The sequence below is a fragment of the Pseudorhizobium tarimense genome (assembly GCF_022968135.1).
Classification (GTDB): domain Bacteria; phylum Pseudomonadota; class Alphaproteobacteria; order Rhizobiales; family Rhizobiaceae; genus Neorhizobium; species Neorhizobium tarimense.
On sequence record NZ_JALJRA010000009.1, the window covers coordinates 127,401 to 144,261 of the forward strand.

The 16,861-nt window shown below is 60.6% G+C and carries 16 protein-coding genes and 1 pseudogene; 10 read left to right on the forward strand and 7 right to left on the reverse strand.

Going from position 1 to position 16,861, the window contains the following annotated elements; genetic code table 11:
* Positions 1–42 precede the first annotated feature (42 nt).
* Positions 43–405, forward strand: coding sequence for a response regulator (locus MUU54_RS12655; protein ID WP_247244380.1), 363 nt, complete (start codon positions 43–45; stop codon positions 403–405).
* Positions 406–544: 139 nt separating this feature from the next.
* On the opposite strand, the gene ctrA is transcribed toward MUU54_RS12655, so the two are convergent.
* Positions 545–1,246, reverse strand: a complete 702-nt coding sequence (ctrA, locus tag MUU54_RS12660) for a response regulator transcription factor CtrA (RefSeq protein ID WP_247244381.1) — start codon at positions 1,244–1,246, stop codon at positions 545–547.
* Positions 1,247–1,666: 420 nt separating this feature from the next.
* Here ctrA and MUU54_RS12665 point away from each other — a divergent pair, with 420 nt between their 5' ends.
* Positions 1,667–2,017 (forward strand): flagellar export protein FliJ, encoded by a 351-nt coding sequence (locus MUU54_RS12665; protein ID WP_247244382.1) that lies wholly within the window; start codon positions 1,667–1,669, stop codon positions 2,015–2,017.
* Positions 2,018–2,102: 85 nt separating this feature from the next.
* Here MUU54_RS12665 and MUU54_RS12670 read toward each other — a convergent pair.
* The 3 genes and pseudogenes from MUU54_RS12670 to MUU54_RS12680 all read right to left on the reverse strand — a co-directional run bounded on the left by MUU54_RS12670 (position 2,103) and on the right by MUU54_RS12680 (position 3,384).
* Positions 2,103–2,340: pseudogene (locus tag MUU54_RS12670) on the reverse strand (GNAT family N-acetyltransferase).
* A 243-nt stretch (positions 2,341–2,583) separates the two neighbouring features.
* Positions 2,584–2,859 carry a CtrA inhibitor SciP gene (gene sciP, locus MUU54_RS12675; RefSeq protein ID WP_007769470.1) on the reverse strand — a complete coding sequence of 92 codons (276 nt, stop codon included), beginning with the start codon at positions 2,857–2,859 and terminating at the stop codon, positions 2,584–2,586.
* A gap of 228 nt (positions 2,860–3,087) precedes the next feature.
* On the reverse strand, positions 3,088–3,384 hold the full coding sequence (locus MUU54_RS12680) for a hypothetical protein (RefSeq protein ID WP_247244383.1): 297 nt from the start codon (positions 3,382–3,384) through the stop codon (positions 3,088–3,090).
* Positions 3,385–4,026: 642 nt separating this feature from the next.
* Here MUU54_RS12680 and MUU54_RS12685 point away from each other — a divergent pair.
* From MUU54_RS12685 to MUU54_RS12715, 7 genes are all read left to right on the forward strand, one after another.
* Complete coding sequence (locus tag MUU54_RS12685; RefSeq protein ID WP_247244384.1) at positions 4,027–4,929, forward strand: branched-chain amino acid ABC transporter permease; 903 nt, start codon at positions 4,027–4,029, stop codon at positions 4,927–4,929.
* Between the two features lies 1 nt (position 4,930).
* Positions 4,931–6,319, forward strand: a complete 1,389-nt coding sequence (gene livM / locus MUU54_RS12690; protein WP_247244385.1) for a high-affinity branched-chain amino acid ABC transporter permease LivM — start codon at positions 4,931–4,933, stop codon at positions 6,317–6,319.
* Positions 6,319–7,182, forward strand: coding sequence for an ABC transporter ATP-binding protein (locus MUU54_RS12695; RefSeq protein ID WP_247244386.1), 864 nt, complete (start codon positions 6,319–6,321; stop codon positions 7,180–7,182). The genes livM and MUU54_RS12695 overlap by 1 nt, the downstream gene beginning before the upstream one ends.
* Positions 7,182–7,910 (forward strand): ABC transporter ATP-binding protein, encoded by a 729-nt coding sequence (locus MUU54_RS12700; protein ID WP_247244387.1) that lies wholly within the window; start codon positions 7,182–7,184, stop codon positions 7,908–7,910. The genes MUU54_RS12695 and MUU54_RS12700 overlap by 1 nt, the downstream gene beginning before the upstream one ends.
* Before the next feature lie 24 nt (positions 7,911–7,934).
* Positions 7,935–8,288 (forward strand): DUF6867 family protein, encoded by a 354-nt coding sequence (locus tag MUU54_RS12705; protein WP_247244388.1) that lies wholly within the window; start codon positions 7,935–7,937, stop codon positions 8,286–8,288.
* A gap of 142 nt (positions 8,289–8,430) precedes the next feature.
* Positions 8,431–9,549: a branched-chain amino acid ABC transporter substrate-binding protein gene (locus MUU54_RS12710; RefSeq protein WP_247244389.1), complete on the forward strand. Its 1,119-nt coding sequence runs from the start codon at positions 8,431–8,433 to the stop codon at positions 9,547–9,549.
* Between the two features lie 111 nt (positions 9,550–9,660).
* Positions 9,661–10,389, forward strand: coding sequence for a hypothetical protein (locus MUU54_RS12715; RefSeq protein ID WP_247244390.1), 729 nt, complete (start codon positions 9,661–9,663; stop codon positions 10,387–10,389).
* A gap of 5 nt (positions 10,390–10,394) precedes the next feature.
* Here MUU54_RS12715 and MUU54_RS12720 read toward each other — a convergent pair whose 3' ends face one another.
* From MUU54_RS12720 to MUU54_RS12730, 3 genes are all read right to left on the reverse strand, one after another.
* Complete coding sequence (locus MUU54_RS12720; RefSeq protein WP_247244391.1) at positions 10,395–11,315, reverse strand: response regulator transcription factor; 921 nt, start codon at positions 11,313–11,315, stop codon at positions 10,395–10,397.
* Positions 11,308–14,688 carry a hybrid sensor histidine kinase/response regulator gene (locus tag MUU54_RS12725; RefSeq protein WP_247244392.1) on the reverse strand — a complete coding sequence of 1,127 codons (3,381 nt, stop codon included), beginning with the start codon at positions 14,686–14,688 and terminating at the stop codon, positions 11,308–11,310. Before MUU54_RS12725 ends, MUU54_RS12720 begins: the two co-directional genes overlap by 8 nt.
* A gap of 89 nt (positions 14,689–14,777) precedes the next feature.
* Positions 14,778–15,215 carry a DUF488 domain-containing protein gene (locus MUU54_RS12730; protein WP_247244393.1) on the reverse strand — a complete coding sequence of 146 codons (438 nt, stop codon included), beginning with the start codon at positions 15,213–15,215 and terminating at the stop codon, positions 14,778–14,780.
* Between the two features lie 207 nt (positions 15,216–15,422).
* On the opposite strand from MUU54_RS12730, the gene urtA reads away from it, so the two are divergent.
* Positions 15,423–16,712, forward strand: a complete 1,290-nt coding sequence (gene urtA, locus MUU54_RS12735) for an urea ABC transporter substrate-binding protein (protein ID WP_247244394.1) — start codon at positions 15,423–15,425, stop codon at positions 16,710–16,712.
* The last annotated feature ends 149 nt before the right edge of the window (positions 16,713–16,861 follow it).

Genomic DNA, 16,861 nt, shown 5'->3' on the forward strand with positions numbered 1-16,861 from the left:
GACCTCCCCAAAGGGGGAGGCGGCTGACCAGGAGGGGAAACCATGCAGCGTCTGATGATTGCCGACAGCTCGGACGTGGTCCGAAAGGTAGGCAAGCGCATTCTGACAGAGCTCGGTTTCGTCGTCGTGGAGGCCGGAACAGCGGCCGAAGCCAGGAGCCGCTGCCAGTCGGACCTCCCCGCGCTCCTGATCGTCGATGCAAGCCTCGACGGTGCGCTCGATCTGATCCGGGGCGTACGGTCCATGCCCAACGGCAAGGGTGTGCGGATCTTTTACTGTGTGATCGAGGCCGATCTGAAGAAGATGATGCTCGGCAAGCGTGCCGGTGCCAATGACTTCCTGCTGAAACCCTTTGACCGCAAGATCCTGACCTCCGTCTTTGCAGGACTTGCCGTCGCAGCCTGATCCTGCGGTCCTACAGCATCGGTTCCCTGTCGCCATAGGCGGTCCGCCGCCGCTGCGGCGATTCACGAATCGCTACGCGGACAAACGAAAAACGCCCGCGGCAACCGCGGGCGTTGGTACAGGGATGGCGGGTAAGGGATCAGGCGCTTTCTGCGTACTCGGCGCCTTCTGGTTCGCGCAGCACGTAGCCGCGACCCCAGACGGTCTCGATGTAGTTTGCGCCGCCGGCAGCATTGGCGAGCTTCTTGCGCAGCTTGCAGATGAAGACGTCGATGATCTTCAGTTCCGGCTCGTCCATCCCGCCGTAAAGATGGTTGAGGAACATTTCTTTGGTGAGGGTCGTGCCCTTGCGGAGCGAAAGAAGCTCCAGCATCTGGTATTCCTTGCCGGTGAGGTGAACGCGCTGGCCGCCGACTTCGACGGTCTTGGCATCCAGGTTCACGATCAGCTCGCCAGTGATGATGATCGACTGCGCGTGGCCCTTGGAGCGGCGGACGATCGCGTGAATGCGGGCAACCAGTTCGTCCTTGTGGAAGGGCTTAGTCATGTAGTCGTCGGCACCGAAGCCGAGGCCGCGGACCTTGTCCTCGATGCCGGCCATGCCGGAGAGAATCAGGATGGGCGTCTTGACCTTCGAGAGGCGCAGGGTGCGCAGGACTTCGTAGCCCGACATATCGGGCAGATTGAGGTCCAGTAGGATGATGTCGTAGTCGTAGAGCTTGCCGAGATCGACGCCTTCCTCACCCAGATCGGTGGTATAGACGTTGAAGCTCTCCGACTTCAGCATCAGCTCGATGCTCTGCGCTGTCGCGCTGTCATCTTCGATGAGTAGAACCCGCATAATTATCCCCTTTGCCGCCGCTCGGTAGTCCGTGCTCCCTACGCGTAACGGATCCAGACTGTGCCTGATTTGGAAGCTGCCACCAAATGGTTAACAAATTCTGATTCACTTAGGCAAGCGGTATCATATTTATTAAGCAACTGGAGGCACCTGTCTGATTTTCAACGAGGATCGGTCATCGCCTGACTTGAATCCTTACGTGAAGAAATCCCCGTAAGTGATTCATGCGACTCCACATTGTCGCGCCATTTAGGTCTCTGGCATTTACCGACCCTTAAATGATACGCCTTATTGTTAATGATGCCCGTAAACGAAAGGTTAACGCGGAAGGGGGTTCGATCAACGTGAGAACGTTTTATATCCTCGATGTGTGCCGATCAGGTTACAGCGAATGGGCGCCGCTACCACGGAGTATTGCGTATGAAGTCGCGTGACAGCCTGGTTCGCCTGAAGGAATTTCAGGTCAACGAGAAGCGTCGGCAGCTGCAGCAGCTGCAGATGATGATGGCAGAATTCGAGCGAATGGCGAAGGAGCTCGAATACCAGATCGGCCTGGAAGAGAAGAAGTCGGGGATCACGGATCCGAATCACTTTGCCTATCCGACCTTCGCCAAGGCTGCCCGCCAGCGGGCGGACAACCTGGAGGTCTCGATCCGAGAGTTACGGGTCCAGCAGGATGCGGCGGAACTCGCCGTCGAAGAAGCGCAAGCCGAATTTGCCAAGGCAACCGCTCTCGAGGAGCGAGACGTCGCCCTGCGGGCACGGGCCTGAGTCGGTCCGCCTCGATCTAAAGAAGGTCGCGAGCTCAATGGGCGCGCGACCGATTTCTCGTGCGGTTGAGAGCCGCAGCGGCTTCTTAGCCGCTGATGACGTCCTGCCAGTCGGAATGGCGCATCGCCTGGCTCTTGAAGAACGGGCATAGCGGCATGATCTTCCAGCCACCCCAACGCGCATCCTCGACAGCATATGCGGCCAAAGCCTGACCCACTCCACGACCGCGCTATTTGTCGGCACACCTGTATGATCGACGATGATCAGGTTCGGAGAGGCGGGGGAAGAGGTGAGCTCGCCTCATAGCCATCCAGCGTCGCCACTTAGCGCCCGCCTGACGATAACTGCTGGTGTTCGATCTGCATCTTGCTTTCTCATGCGCTTCTTGGAGGAAGCATATGTGGAGGTCGCGGGAAAGCGGAACCTAGTGATCTGACGGGATCTAAGGTTTGACTGTCGCGCCTTGCACGGCCATCGTTGAAGGGACGGATCAAGGCGCACCAAAAGGCGCCGCGGTGTGGTCTCCCAAGCGGCGCCTGAAGCAGTGTCTGGATGAGTGCGTACCGCTAGTGGCGGTATTGCTGGATCCGTGTGGTGCGAAGACCGGCAAGGCCGTGATCGTTGATCGACGACTGCCAGGACAGGAATTCCTCAACGGTGAGGGTGTAGCGCTCGCACGCCTCTTCAAGGCTCAGGAGCCCACCCCGAACGGCGGCGACCACCTCAGCCTTGCGACGTATAACCCAGCGGCGGGTATTGGCAGGCGGAAGGTCGGCAATCGTCAACGGGCTGCCATCGGGGCCGATGACGTATTTTACTCGGGGTCGTATCAATTCGGTCATGGAACTCTCTACACAAACACAAGACCACGTCGCGAAGGCTAGCGCCGCAGATTTAACATTTACCTAAATGTGGCGAAGCAATTGTTCCAAAGCGCGCAGAAGCGTTTCGCGACGGTCGCAGGTGATCCGTCGGTTGGTTGCGCGCCGCTTGTTTTCCCCCTTTAGACGCCGCCGCGCAGGACTTGCCGCGCGGCCACCATTTGCTGGAGCTCAACCGCTGGCCTTGGTCTATAGGAGGAGAGCCGTAAGTTCTGTCTTTCCTAGTCCAAGGTTGATCTGCGCGGTCCGGCTGTGGGAAAGCGACAGCATGCCGCTTTCATTCAGGTGAGCAATAGTGGACGCGGAATATGTGCCGGTGCCGCCGGCGAGCGACAGCAGTGCAAGATTCTCGCTGACCAGCAGGGTAATGGCATGGCCACTGGATGAGGCGACGGAGACGTTCAGGCTGATCAGAAAAGTGCCGGTGGTTGGAAGAGCATGGCCTGCCCACCGGGGGCAAGGCTTCCGCTTAATGTGCGGGCGCACGCAGCCACCTGATCTGACGGCCCAGCCTCCGCCGAGGGATTTGCGTCTATGAGATATGCCGTCCCTTCTTCCGGTGCGGCCGGAGGATCGAAGCGGTGTCGGCGAAGGCGAGGTTTACGTGAGCGTGGAGCGTCAGAAGCTTCGTTGTGCGTGACATGCTTTTGTGCCTGCGAGGGCAAGATGAAGGGCAGTTTTTAGACTTGGCGCAGTAGCGGTCACGGTCTCTCTCCTTTTCAGGAAGTAGACCTCAGCCAACGGCAAGGTGAATCATGCAGGCTTTAAGCTACTGCTTTTGTTCACCTGCGGATGCCGATTTGATGCCCTGCTATTGTTGTCGCGGTAAGAAGACCGGCGCTGACCCTGCGCGTCTACTGCATCGCACCAAGCGATTTGTGCGATGCGGTGAATAGAGCCTGGAGAACAAGCTGCCGACAGACGCGGCAGTTGGCTGCATCTTTTTTGGTCCCCGGCATTTTCTCTGTGCAGCCTGTTGAGAACTCCTCCGTTTTCGCCTCTCTCTCGGCTTTTTGTCTTCACATTTCTGCCGAAAACGGTATGGATGCCCCGGAAGTGAAGAGACCCTAAAGGGTCGAGAATACAAGAGATGCGGCCGTCGGGGATCGCATCCGGGGGAAAATATATATGGAGTACTTCGTCCAGCAGCTCGCCAACGGGCTGACTCTTGGATCCATCTACGGCCTCATCGCAATCGGCTACACGATGGTCTACGGCATCATCGGCATGATCAATTTTGCCCATGGTGACATTTTCATGCTCGGCGCCTTCGCAGCGTTGATCGTCTTCCTGATCCTGACATCGTTCTTTGCCGGCATTCCGGTCGCATTGGCGCTTCTCGTCATGCTGATCATCGCAATGCTGATGACGAGCCTGTGGAACTGGACGATCGAGCGGGTGGCCTACCGGCCGCTGCGCGGCTCGTTCCGCCTGGCGCCGCTGATCACCGCAATCGGCATGTCCATCGTGCTGTCGAACTTCATCCAGGTGACGCAGGGCCCGCGCAACAAGCCGATCCCGGCGCTCGTGACGGATGTCTATCATTTCGGTGACATCACGATCTCGCTGAAGCAGATCATCATCATCGCCCTGACGGCCGTGCTGCTGACGATCTTCTGGTACGTGGTCAACAAAACCCCGCTCGGGCGCGCCCAGCGCGCGACGGAGCAGGACCGCAAGATGGCGGCACTCCTCGGGGTCGACGTCGACCGCACGATCTCAATCACCTTTATAATGGGTGCGGCGCTGGCCGCGGTGGCCGGTACCATGTACCTCATGTATTATGGTGTCGCGACCTTCAACGACGGCTTCATTCCGGGCGTCAAGGCGTTTACCGCCGCCGTACTCGGCGGTATCGGTTCGCTGCCGGGCGCCGTGCTTGGCGGCCTGCTGATCGGCCTGATCGAGTCCCTCTGGTCGGCCTATTTCACGATCGCCTACAAGGATGTGGCAACCTTCGCGCTGCTTGCCTTCGTCCTGATCTTCAAGCCGACGGGCATCCTTGGCCGTCCGGAAGTGGAGAAGGTGTGATATGACGCAGCCTTCTGCTCTCGAAAACAGCGGCCTGATGATGCAGGCCGTAAAGGAAGCCGTCTTTGCGGGCGCCGTCGCCTTCGGCCTCTTCATTCTCTATGTCGGCATCGAAACCTATCAGGACATCAACAATGCCCTGGTCTGGCGGACCCGTTGGGGCCTGCTCTTCAGCTTCGTGGCGATCGCCGCGTTCGGACGCTTCGTGGTTGTCGGCTTCATCAAGCCGCACCTCGACAAGCGCAAGCGTGCCAAGGCGAAGGCCGGCATTCCGGAAGTCACGGATCACAAAGGCTTCTTCCATCGCCACTTCCTCAAGATCGCGCTGGTTCTTCTGCTGCTCTATCCGCCGCTTTCGGTCATGCTGGCCGGAACGCAGGGGTCGCTCAAATACGTCGACAACTTCGGCATCCAGATCCTGATCTACGTGATGCTGGCCTGGGGCCTGAACATCGTCGTCGGCCTCGCCGGTCTTCTCGACCTCGGCTATGTCGCCTTCTATGCCGTCGGCGCCTATTCCTATGCGCTGCTGTCGGAGCACTTCGGCCTGTCCTTCTGGGTGCTGCTGCCGATGGCTGGTATCCTGGCGGCGTTCTGGGGCATCATTCTTGGCTTCCCCGTCCTGCGTCTGCGCGGTGACTACCTCGCCATCGTGACGCTGGCCTTCGGTGAGATCATCCGCCTGGTGCTGATCAACTGGACGGTGGTGACCAAAGGAACGTTCGGCGTTTCCGGTATCCCGAAGGCTTCCTTCTTCGGCATCTGGTCCTTCGACGTCGGTGCACCGAACAACTTCACCAAGGCGTTCGGGCTGTCGATGTCTTCGGCCTACTACAAGATCTTCCTCTTCTACCTGATCCTCGCACTCTGCATGCTGACCGCCTATGTAACGATCAAGCTTCGTCGCATGCCAATCGGTCGTGCCTGGGAAGCGCTGCGCGAAGACGAGATTGCCTGCCGCTCGCTCGGTATCAACACCGTCACCACCAAGCTGACGGCCTTTGCTATCGGGGCCATGATCGGTGGGTTTGCCGGCGCCTTCTTTGCCACCCGGCAGGGCTTCGTCTCGCCGGAAAGCTTCGTGTTCTTGGAATCAGCGGTCATCCTTGCAATTGTCGTCCTGGGCGGCATGGGGTCCCTGACTGGCATCGCCATCGCTGCCATCGTCATGGTCGGGGGTACAGAGCTGTTGCGCGAAATGGAATTCCTGAAGCATGTCTTCGGGCCCGATTTCACGCCGGAACTCTACCGTATGCTGCTGTTCGGCTTGGCAATGATTGTCGTCATGGTCTTCAAGCCGCGCGGCTTCGTGGGTTCGCGTGAGCCCACGGCCTACCTCAAGGAGCGCAAGGCTGTTTCTGGCAGCTTCACCAAGGAGGGCCACGGCTGATGTCCCTCGGAACGAACAGCATGAGCAACGACACGATCCTGAAGGTCGAACACCTGTCGATGAGGTTCGGCGGTCTGATGGCCATCAACGACTTCTCGTTTGAAGCCAAGCGCGGCGAGATCACCGCACTTATCGGCCCGAACGGAGCAGGCAAGACGACCGTTTTCAACTGCATCACCGGCTTCTACAAGCCGACCATGGGCATGATCACGCTGACCCAGAGGGACGGCGAGCACTACCTGCTCGAGCGTCTTCGCGACTTTGAGATCACCAAACTCGCCCGCGTTTCGCGGACCTTCCAGAACATCCGGCTGTTTTCCGGCCTGACCGTGCTGGAGAACCTCCTTGTGGCGCAGCACAACGCGCTGATGAAGGCTTCCGGTTACACGATCCTGGGTCTCCTAGGCTTGCCGGCCTATAGGAAAGCTTCAGCTGCCGCCATCGACAAAGCAAAGTACTGGCTCGACAAGGCGAACCTGACTGAGCGCGCCGACGATCCGGCGGGCGATCTGCCTTACGGTGCGCAGCGGCGCCTCGAGATTGCCCGTGCCATGTGCACGGGGCCGGAGCTGCTGTGCCTGGACGAGCCGGCGGCGGGTCTCAATCCGCGGGAATCGGCTGCGCTCAACACCCTGCTTCACTCCATTCGCGACGAAGGCGTCTCGATCCTCTTGATCGAGCACGACATGTCGGTGGTGATGGAAATCTCGGACCATGTCGTGGTGCTCGAATACGGCCAGAAGATTTCGGACGGCACACCGGACCACGTGAAGAACGACCCGAAGGTCATCGCGGCCTATCTCGGTGTCGAGGATGACGAAGTTGAAGAAATCGAGGAACAACTGGACGAGGGGACCATCTGATGGCTGATGAACCTCTCCTCAAAGTCCAGGCCGTACAAACGTTCTACGGCAATATCCGCGCGCTCGATGGGGTGGACGTACACGTCAATCGCGGCGAGATCGTCAGTCTCATCGGCGCCAACGGTGCCGGCAAGTCGACGCTGATGATGACGATCTGCGGCAGCCCGCAGGCGCGTCACGGATCGATCATCTTCGACGGCGAAGACATCACCCAGCAGCCGACGCACCTGATCGCCCGTCGTCGTATTGCACAGTCTCCGGAAGGCCGGCGCATCTTCCCGCGCATGACCGTCTACGAAAACCTGCAGATGGGCGCCGGCCTCGACAACTTGAGATACTTCAAGGAGGACGTCGAAAAGATCTTCACGCTCTTCCCGCGCCTGAAGGAACGGCAGAGCCAGCGTGGCGGCACGCTTTCGGGCGGCGAGCAGCAGATGCTGTCGATCGGGCGCGCCCTGATGGCGCGGCCGAAGCTTCTCCTGCTCGACGAACCCTCGCTCGGGCTTGCGCCGCTGATCGTCAAGGGCATTTTCGAGGCGATCAAGAAGCTCAACAAGGAGGAGGGGCTCACCGTCTTCCTCGTGGAGCAGAACGCGTTTGCGGCACTGCGGCTGTCGGACCGGGCCTATGTCATGGTCAACGGCAAGGTGACGATGACGGGGTCGGGCAAGGCACTTCTCGCCAATCCGGAAGTCCGTGCGGCCTACCTTGAAGGGGGCCGGCACTGAGCCGCGCGTCGAGGGGAGATTGATATGCAAGGACTTTTCTTCGAGACTGACACCGGCGTCCGCTACGTGCTGCGCGTGCTCGTCATGCTGATCGGCTTCTGGACCGCTTGGCGGACCGGCAAGGCGGTGGCCGAGGGCTGGCAAGGCTACGTGACGGTGCTCGTCTACACCGCGCTGCTCGCCTGCGTGATGCGCTTTTTGCACTTCTCGCTGTTCGAGGGGCCGTTTATCAGCCCATTCTATTACCTCATCGACTTCGTGCTGCTGCTGGTGTTTTCCACCATCGGTTTCCGCATGCGTCGGACGGACCAGATGGTGCACAATTACTACTGGCTCTACGAGCAAACCTCCGCTTTCTCATGGAAGAAGAAAGATTGACAGTCGCGGAAAACTTCCCTCAGATTGGGGAAAGGTTGAACCGTGAAAAAACCTTAGAGTGGAACAGTTTCCGGCGCGATAATGGTGGGTATCGTGCAGGCTTTCGTAACCCAACCCGCTTTCAAAAACTGGGAGTAACATAATGAAGAAGTCTCTTCTTTCTGCCGTTGCACTGACCGCAGTGGTGGCTTTCGGCGGTAGCGCCTGGGCCGACGTGCTGGTCGGTGTGGCAGGTCCGCTGACCGGTCCGAATGCAGCGTTCGGCGCACAGCTTCAGAAGGGTGCTGAGCAGGCTGCCGCCGACATCAATGCTGCTGGGGGCCTGAACGGCGAGCAGATCAAGATCGTCCTCGGCGACGACGTCTCCGACCCGAAGCAGGGCATCTCCGTTGCCAACAAGTTCGTCGCTGACGGCGTCAAGTTCGTCATCGGCCACTTCAACTCCGGCGTTTCGATCCCGGCATCGGAAGTCTATGCCGAAAACGGCATCCTGCAGATCACGCCCGCTTCCACCAACCCGACCTTCACCGAGCGCGGCCTGTGGAACACCTTCCGCACCTGCGGTCGTGACGACCAGCAGGGCGGCATTGCCGGCGCCTATCTCGCTGAAAACTTCGGTGACGCCAAGATCGCCATCATCGACGACAAGACCCCGTACGGTCAGGGCCTTGCCGAAGAAACGAAGAAGGCAATGAACGCTGCCGGCGTCACGGAAGTAATTCGCGAAGGCGTCAACACCGGCGACAAGGACTTCTCCGCCCTCATCGCCAAGATGAAGGAAGCCGGCGTATCGATCATCTACTGGGGCGGTCTGCACACCGAAGCCGGCCTGATCATCCGCCAGGCCGCCGACCAGGGTCTCGACGCCACTCTCGTTTCGGGTGACGGCATCGTTTCCAACGAGCTTGCTTCGATCGCCGGCGACGCCGTCGAGGGCACGCTCAACACCTTCGGCCCGGACCCGCGCCTGGCCCCGCAGAACAAGGAGCTCGTCGAGAAGTTCCGCGCTGCCGGCTTCGAGCCGGAAGCCTACACGCTCTATTCCTATGCTGCCATGCAGGTCCTCGATGGCGCCAGCAAGGCTGCCGGCTCGAACGATCCGGAAGCCGTCGCCGAAGCCATGAAGGCCAACACTTTCCCGACCGCACTCGGCGACATGGGTTTCGATGAAAAGGGCGACCCGAAGCTTCCCGGCTACGTCATGTACGAGTGGAAGAAGGGCGACGACGGCAACTACACCTACGTTCAGAAGGAAGACTGATAGGTGTACCGAAAGGCTCATTAGGCTAGGAAAGCCCGGCTTCGGCCGGGCTTTTGCGTTAACGGCCGCAGTACCGTCGGCGGCATTATCAATAGGGCAGCCGAGGTGGATATGTTGGATCATCTAGACCCACGCGCGCTCATGGCGGCCAGCAATAATGCCGACCTCTACGCAGCTGTGTTCGGAGCCCACCGCGTAAGCTATCGGCGAACGCCCTTCTGCTTCGTTGCAGAAGACCAGCCGCCTCCCTACTACGCCTGCCTGACCACGACCTCCGTCGAGGATGCTGAAGGACAGGATTCGGAGATCGCCGTCGCGCGCCAACGCTTCGGCAAGAGTTTCGGCTTCAAGGACAGCTTCTGCCGGTACGACATGTCCGAGACGGGCATGCGGCTTCTGTTCACAGCCAGCTGGATTTTACGCCCACCGGTCCCGTACGAGCCGAAGCAGCTGCCGCAGGGCTGGGCTAAGGTCGATCAGGTGGACGAACTCGTGGCCTGGGAGGATGCTTGGCAGGCCTCCGGTTCGCCGGCCTCGCAAAGGGTCTTCCCGATCCCTCTGCTTGGTCGAGAGGACTTTTTCTTCCTTGGGTGCAAAGCCGAAGGCAGATGGTTAGCGGGATGCATAGCAAATCTGTCCCACGGAAGTGTCGGGCTTTCCAACGTCTTCTCCCGAGACCCCGACTATCCTGTTCACCGTTTCGCCGTCGAGGCGCTGACCGCGTTGGTGCCTGAGCTGCCCATCGTGGGCTACGACAGTGGCGCAGATCTCCAATCGATGTTGTCGCTTGGCTTCTCGCCAGTGGGCGACCTCAGGGTATGGGTCGAAGAGGAGAGCTGATGCGCTCACGCCTCGTAAAGCACCTGTGCCGCCTTCACCGCTGCAGACGCGCGGTTTTCGACGCCGAGCTTTACGTAGATCTGCTCGAGATGCTTGTTCACAGTTCGTGCCGACAGGCCGAGGATATCGCCGATATCCCGGTTCGACTTGCCCTTGGCGATCCACTCGAGAACCTCCGATTCCCGCAGGGTCAGCGCAAAATGATGGCGCAGGACATCCGGGCCGGCGCGCTGGCTGGAACCGGTGAGGCGGAACAGGAATTCATCGGAGCCGATCGCACCGAGATAGGTGAAGTGCAGGCCGGCGTCGCCCGTCAGCGTCAGAGAGAAAGCATCGTCCCGACCGCCTTGCATCGTTCGGGTGCTCAGCCAGATCCCGATTTGGTCAGAAACGACGTCCAGGCCATCGTCGCTGCGGGCCGCTGCGTTGACCAGTCGCGTCGCCTGCGGCGTCGACCAATGGATGGCACCGTTGCCTTTCACCGCCAGCAGATGGCGGCCCGCAGCATCGAGTGCCACGCGGGCGCTCTGGGCTGAGCGGGCATTGGCGAGATGGACGCGAATCCTGGCGCGCAGTTCATCGATGTTGATCGGCTTCGTCAGGTAGTCGACGCCGCCGCTGTTGAGCGCATTCACCACATGCTCGGTTTCGGTGAGGCCGGTCATGAAGATGACGGGTATCTGAGAGATGGCGGCATTGGCCTTCAGCCGGCGGCATGTCTCGAAGCCATCCATCGCGGGCATTACCGCGTCGAGCAGGATGAGGTCCGGGGTGATCCGTTCCACAATATTAAGGGCAGCCTGTCCCGAGGTCGCGATCAGCACGGAGAAGCCGGACTGCTCCAGCGCCTCGGTCAAAAAGCCGAGCGCTTCGGGACTGTCGTCCACCAGAAGGACGATGTCGCGGGGAAGGGCAGCCTCAGCCATCTGTCGTGGTTTCTCCCGTGAAGCGGTTCAGGAACGTCACGTAACCTTCGAAATCGAAGGCCCGCACGTAGGCCTCGAGCTCCTCGACGAAGGCGCGGTACTCATCCGATCGTGCGAGCTCTGCGAGCTTGGATTCGATGCCTCGGACGTAGCCGATCTCGCCGAGCCGCAACAGGTCTCTCAGGTGGTTTTCTGCTGGGGCAACAACGGCGGTAGCCGGTCGTGGCGCGGTCACCGCCGGCAGCTCGTCCTCATAGACCCAGGTGAGGCCGAGATGGCTTGCGAGGCGGTCGGCGAGATGGCGCATGTCCACCGGCTTGGCAATCGCGTCGTTGTGACCCTCGGCCTGTGCCGCGGTCCCGTCGCCGATATTGGCAGAGAGCATCACGATCGGCGCAGTCTGGCCCTGATCCCGGAGCCTGGTGACGAGGTCCCAGCCGCTCATGCCGGGCATGGAAATGTCGACCAGGAAGAGGTCGGGTCTCACCCCTTCGATCAAGGTCAGGCAGTCCGGCCCGCTGCTCGCGGTCAGCACGACGAAGTCCATCGGAGCAAGGGCTTCCTGCATCAGTTCGCGATGATCCTCGTTGTCGTCCACAACCATGATGGTGCGCCGCGGTCCGGTATAGGAGACGATGCGGCGCTCGGGCGCAGGCGCCGTGCTGGGCCGATCGACGGCCGAAAGCATCAGCCGGACGCGGAAGGTTGAGCCCTCGTCCTTGATGCTGGTGACGGAAATATCGCCGCCAAGCGTGTTGGTCAGGAGCCGCGTGATCGTCAAGCCGAGGCCGAGGCCGGGCATCGGCTTGATGCTGTCTGCCTCGCCGCGCTGGAAGGGCTCGTAGATCCGGACGAGATCCTTCTCCGCAATGCCACGGCCGGTATCGCTGACGGTGAACGTCGCCACCTGGCTGCGATAGGCGACGTCGAAGTAAACGGTCCCGGTATCGGTGAACTTGATGGCGTTGGAGAGCAGGTTGACGAGGATCTGGCGCAGCCGCTTTTCATCCGTGCGCACGTACTGGGGCAGAGCGCGTGACCGCTCGTGCTCGAAATCGAGGCCCTTCGCCTGTGCCTGCATTCCGAACATCTCGACGATCTGGTCGAGGAAATCCTGGATGTTGATCTCGTTGGAATAAACCTGCAAACGGCCTGCCTCGATCTTCGAGATGTCGAGCAGCCCGTCGATAAGGCCGGAGAGGTGGTCGGCCGAACGCTTGATCACCTTGATCGCCGATTGGCGCGGAGTGGGTATCGAGGGGTCGCGCTCGAGGATCTGGGCGTAGCCCAGCACGGCATTCAGCGGCGTGCGCAATTCGTGCGACAGGCCGACGACGTAGCGGCTCTTGGCTCGGTTGGCGGCTTCCGCCGTTTCCTTTGCCTGCTGCAGGGCCGCATCGGTCTTCTTATGGGCGGCGATCTCGCGCAGAAGCAGGGTGTTCTGGCGGGAGGATTCCTCTTCCGCCACCACGCGACTGTCATGAGCCAGCACATAGAACCACGAGACGATGCCGGCAATGACGGCAAAGACGAAGAAGACGATGAAGATCGTGCTGTAAATCACCTCGGCATTGGCCGGGGCGGCGAGCCCGGCCTGATAGGCGATCATGCCGAGAATGATGCCGATGACGGAGATGGATACCGCGGCCGCGATGGCATAGCGACCAAGGCGCGTCGTTAGCTTCGTCACGACGGTTTGCGGCAGCACCGCGCGTGCCACCGTGCCCATCTGGGCGTGGAGACGCGCCTTCGGTTTGCACATGTCGTGGCAGCGGCTATCGAGCGAGCAGCAGAGCGAGCAGATGGGGGCCGCATAAGCCGGGCACCAGGCCATGTCTTCCGGCTCGAAGGGATGTTCGCAGATCGAGCAGGTGATGGAACCGAGGCTCTTCCAGCTCTGTCGCGGCTTGCGGGCGAGGTAGAACTTGCCGTTGGTCGCAAAGGCGATGGCTGGCGAGAGAAGGAAGGCGATCAGCGTCAGGTAGGTGGAGAGCGACGCCATCACCGGGCCGAACAGGCCGAGGTGAGCAGCAAGGGCAATGGCTGCCGATCCCCCCATCGCGCCGAGGCCGACCGGATTGATGTCGTAGAGATGCGCGCGCTTGAACTCGATGCCGGGCGGGGAAAGGCCCAGAGGCTTGTTGATGACAAGGTCGGCCGAGATCGTGCAGAGCCAGGACATGGCGATGATGGAGAAGATGCCAAGCGTTGCCTCGAGCAGCCGATAGATGCCGAGCTCCATGAGGAGAAGCGCGATCGCAACATTGAAGATCAGCCAAACGACCCGGCCGGGATGGCTGTGCGTCAGGCGCGAGAAGAAGTTCGACCAAGCAAGCGACCCGGCATACGCGTTCATCACGTTGATCTTGAGCTGCGACACCACGACGAAGGCCGCCATCAGGAGAAGCGCGGCGGTCTCATTGGGGATCATGTAGCCGAAGGCGGTGAGATACATATGGGCCGGATCTGCCGCCTCCCGCACCGGCACAGCAGTCGAGAGCGTGAGGACCGCGAGAAAGGAGCCCGCCAGAAGCTTCGGCACGCCGACGACCACCCAGCCTGGCCCCGCCAGGAACACCGCAAGCCGGTGGCGCCACTTCCGCTGCCCTTCGGCCGGAAGGAAGCGCAGGAAGTCAACCTGCTCGCCGATCTGCGGCATCAGCGCCAGGATCACGGCGGACGCCGCACCGAACTCCAGCAAGTCGAAGGGGGCGACCCCGCCGATCTGGGCATTCGAGTGGTTGATGCCGGCAAAGGCGCGCCAAAGGTCGAACTTCTCCCAGTGGAGGAGGGCGATGAAGAGGAAGGGCAGGATGTTGAGAATGATCCAGAAGGGCTGGGTCACCAGCTGGAACCGGGAGATCAGCCGCACGCCATAGATCACCAGGGGTATGACGACGACCGCGCTGATGATGTAGCCGATCCAGGGTGGGATGCCGAAGGCAAGCTCCAGCGCACCGGTCATGATCGAAGCTTCGATCGCAAACAGCATGAAGGTGAAGGCGGCGTAGATGAGGGATGTGACGGTCGAGCCGATATAGCCGAAGCTGGCGCCACGGGTCAGCAGGTCGATGTCGACACCGTGGCGGATCGCGTAGCGGCTGATCGGCAGCCCGATCACGAGCATGGCGACCGCCGCGGCGATGATGGCGAAGAAGGCGTTGGTCGTGCCGTAGGAGAGGGTGATCGTGCCGCCGATCGCTTCCAGCGCCAGAAAGGAGATGGCGCCGATGGCCGTGTGCGAGATTCGGCTCGAGGAAAAGCGGCGGGCGCTCTTGGCGGTGAAGCGTAGCGCATAATCTTCCAGCGTCTGGTCCGCGACCCAGCGGTTGTACTCGCGACGGATCGGTATGATGCGTTGGCGTGCGGCCATGCCTAATATCTAGCGCCCAAGCTGATGTGATTGCAGATTGGGCACTGTCCCGTGCGGGCGAGGGATTTGCAAGCCCTACCGAAGCAGGATCACAAGTGCCTGACGGAAAGCCGGCCGCCCCATTTGCCGTTCAGGTAGTCGCAGACCAGCGTGCGGTGGCAGTGGTGCGGCTTGTCTTCTGAGCACAGAAGGCAGGCGTCGTCGAACATCTCCGCATTGAACTGGCTCTCGATCTTCCGCTCTGCCATGAGGCCAAGGAAGGCTTCGCGGAAGACGTTCCAGTCGCCCTTCTGCTTCTTGAACGCAGCGATGATCTCTTCCGTCGGCGCCAGAAGGGGCTCGTGCGTGTAATCTGCACCGCAGAGCTCTTTCAGGAAGAAGGGCAGGTCATCGGCTTTGGCGAAGCCGGCAAGCTGGGAGCTGTTGTGCAGGCGAACGTCGATCACCTTCTTGACTCCAGCAGCCTTGATCCGGCCAAAGAAGTTCTCGGCATTCGTCTTGGTGAAGCCGATCGTCATGACGTTCATTTGATCCTCTCGCTGCGATCCATTTCAGACGTTGAGTGCCAGCTGTCAACGGGATCGGTTCAGTCGAACCAGTCGACCTTTCCCTCTTCTCCCCCTCCGGTACGTCATTCTACGTATACGGGTTTGCGCTGCAACATCGGATAGTTCCCTCAGCACTGGTCAAGTTTCCGCTTCCGGCTGCGAACGAAGAAAAAGAGGGGTTCGATCATGAAGATTTCCGCAAAACTCGGCGGTGTGCTGCTCGCAGCCGCGCTGTCCACCACAGCCTTCCATGGCGCCTTTGCCCAGGAAGACACGATCAAGATCGGTGTGCTTCATTCGTTGTCGGGCACGATGGCGATTTCGGAGACGACGCTGAAGGACGCCATGCTGATGCTCGTCGAAGAGCAGAACAAGAAGGGCGGCGTGCTCGGCAAGCAGATCGAGGCGGTCGTCGTTGACCCTGCCTCCGACTGGCCGCTCTTTGCCGAAAAGGCCCGCCAGCTGATCAGCCAGGACAAGGTTGCCGCCGTGTTCGGCTGCTGGACATCCTCGTCGCGCAAGTCGGTTCTGCCGGTGTTCGAAGAGCTTAACTCGATCCTGTTCTACCCAGTGCAGTACGAGGGTGAAGAATCCTCGCGCAACATCTTCTACACGGGTGCGGCACCGAACCAGCAGGCCATCCCTGCCGTCGACTACCTGATGAACACGGAAGGCGTCGAGCGCTGGGTGCTCGCCGGCACCGACTACGTCTATCCGCAGACGACCAACAAGATCCTCAAGGCCTACCTGATGTCGAAGGGCGTGGCCGAGGACGACATCATGATCAACTACACGCCGTTCGGTCATTCTGACTGGCAGACGATCGTGACCGACATCAAGAACTTCGGCTCCGCCGGCAAGAAGACCGCCGTCGTCTCGACCATCAACGGCGACGCCAACGTGCCCTTCTACAAGGAGCTCGCAAACCAGGGCGTGAAGGCTGAGGACATCCCGGTCGTCGCGTTCTCCGTTGGCGAAGAAGAGCTTGCCGGTCTCGACACTGCGCCGCTCGTCGGTCACCTCGCAGCCTGGAACTACTTCCAGTCTGTCGACAGCGAAGCCAATGCCGAGTTCATCGAGCAGTGGCATGCCTTCACCGGCAGCGACAAGCGTGTCACCAACGACCCGATGGAAGCCGCCTATATCGGCTTCAACGCCTGGGTGAAGGCTGTTGAGGCCGCCGGAACTACCGATACAGACGCTGTGCTCGACACCATCATTGGCGTGACCGTCCCGAATCTTTCGGGTGGCTACGCGACCGTCATGCCGAACCATCACATCACCAAGCCGGTGTTGATCGGAGAAATCCAGGCCGACGGCCAATTCGAAGTCGTCCAGGAAACGCCAGCCGTCGTGGGCGACGAGTGGTCCGACTACCTGCCGGACTCCAAGGACCTGATCGCCGATTGGCGCAAGCCGATGGAGTGCGGCAACTTCAACGTCGCCACCGGCAAGTGCGGCGGCAAAGGTAGCTGATCTGCCGACCAATGGTGAGGGGACGGGGTGCTGGGGCCTCCGAACCTGACCCTCTTCCCGCAGCGGGAGGAGGGTCAGCGCCTCAACCGCCTTGTCGCTCAAGCGGGCACGGCGCAGACGTTTCTTCTCCCGGATGCGGGGGAAGGTGC

Excerpts from the sequence above, each read along its gene's own strand:
- urtA (WP_247244394.1), top strand. The coding sequence starts at position 15,423 with ATGAAGATTTCCGCAAAACTCGGCGGTGTGCTGCTCGCAGCCGCGCTG.
- MUU54_RS12730 (WP_247244393.1), bottom strand. The coding sequence starts at position 15,215 with ATGAACGTCATGACGATCGGCTTCACCAAGACGAATGCCGAGAACTTC.
- MUU54_RS12665 (WP_247244382.1), top strand. The coding sequence starts at position 1,667 with ATGAAGTCGCGTGACAGCCTGGTTCGCCTGAAGGAATTTCAGGTCAAC.
- MUU54_RS12720 (WP_247244391.1), bottom strand. The coding sequence starts at position 11,315 with ATGGCTGAGGCTGCCCTTCCCCGCGACATCGTCCTTCTGGTGGACGAC.
- ctrA (WP_247244381.1), bottom strand. The coding sequence starts at position 1,246 with ATGCGGGTTCTACTCATCGAAGATGACAGCGCGACAGCGCAGAGCATC.
- MUU54_RS12695 (WP_247244386.1), top strand. The coding sequence starts at position 6,319 with ATGTCCCTCGGAACGAACAGCATGAGCAACGACACGATCCTGAAGGTC.
- MUU54_RS12705 (WP_247244388.1), top strand. The coding sequence starts at position 7,935 with ATGCAAGGACTTTTCTTCGAGACTGACACCGGCGTCCGCTACGTGCTG.
- MUU54_RS12700 (WP_247244387.1), top strand. The coding sequence starts at position 7,182 with ATGGCTGATGAACCTCTCCTCAAAGTCCAGGCCGTACAAACGTTCTAC.
- livM (WP_247244385.1), top strand. The coding sequence starts at position 4,931 with ATGACGCAGCCTTCTGCTCTCGAAAACAGCGGCCTGATGATGCAGGCC.
- MUU54_RS12655 (WP_247244380.1), top strand. The coding sequence starts at position 43 with ATGCAGCGTCTGATGATTGCCGACAGCTCGGACGTGGTCCGAAAGGTA.
- MUU54_RS12710 (WP_247244389.1), top strand. The coding sequence starts at position 8,431 with ATGAAGAAGTCTCTTCTTTCTGCCGTTGCACTGACCGCAGTGGTGGCT.
- MUU54_RS12715 (WP_247244390.1), top strand. The coding sequence starts at position 9,661 with ATGTTGGATCATCTAGACCCACGCGCGCTCATGGCGGCCAGCAATAAT.
- MUU54_RS12685 (WP_247244384.1), top strand. The coding sequence starts at position 4,027 with ATGGAGTACTTCGTCCAGCAGCTCGCCAACGGGCTGACTCTTGGATCC.
- sciP (WP_007769470.1), bottom strand. The coding sequence starts at position 2,859 with ATGACCGAATTGATACGACCCCGAGTAAAATACGTCATCGGCCCCGAT.
- MUU54_RS12725 (WP_247244392.1), bottom strand. The coding sequence starts at position 14,688 with ATGGCCGCACGCCAACGCATCATACCGATCCGTCGCGAGTACAACCGC.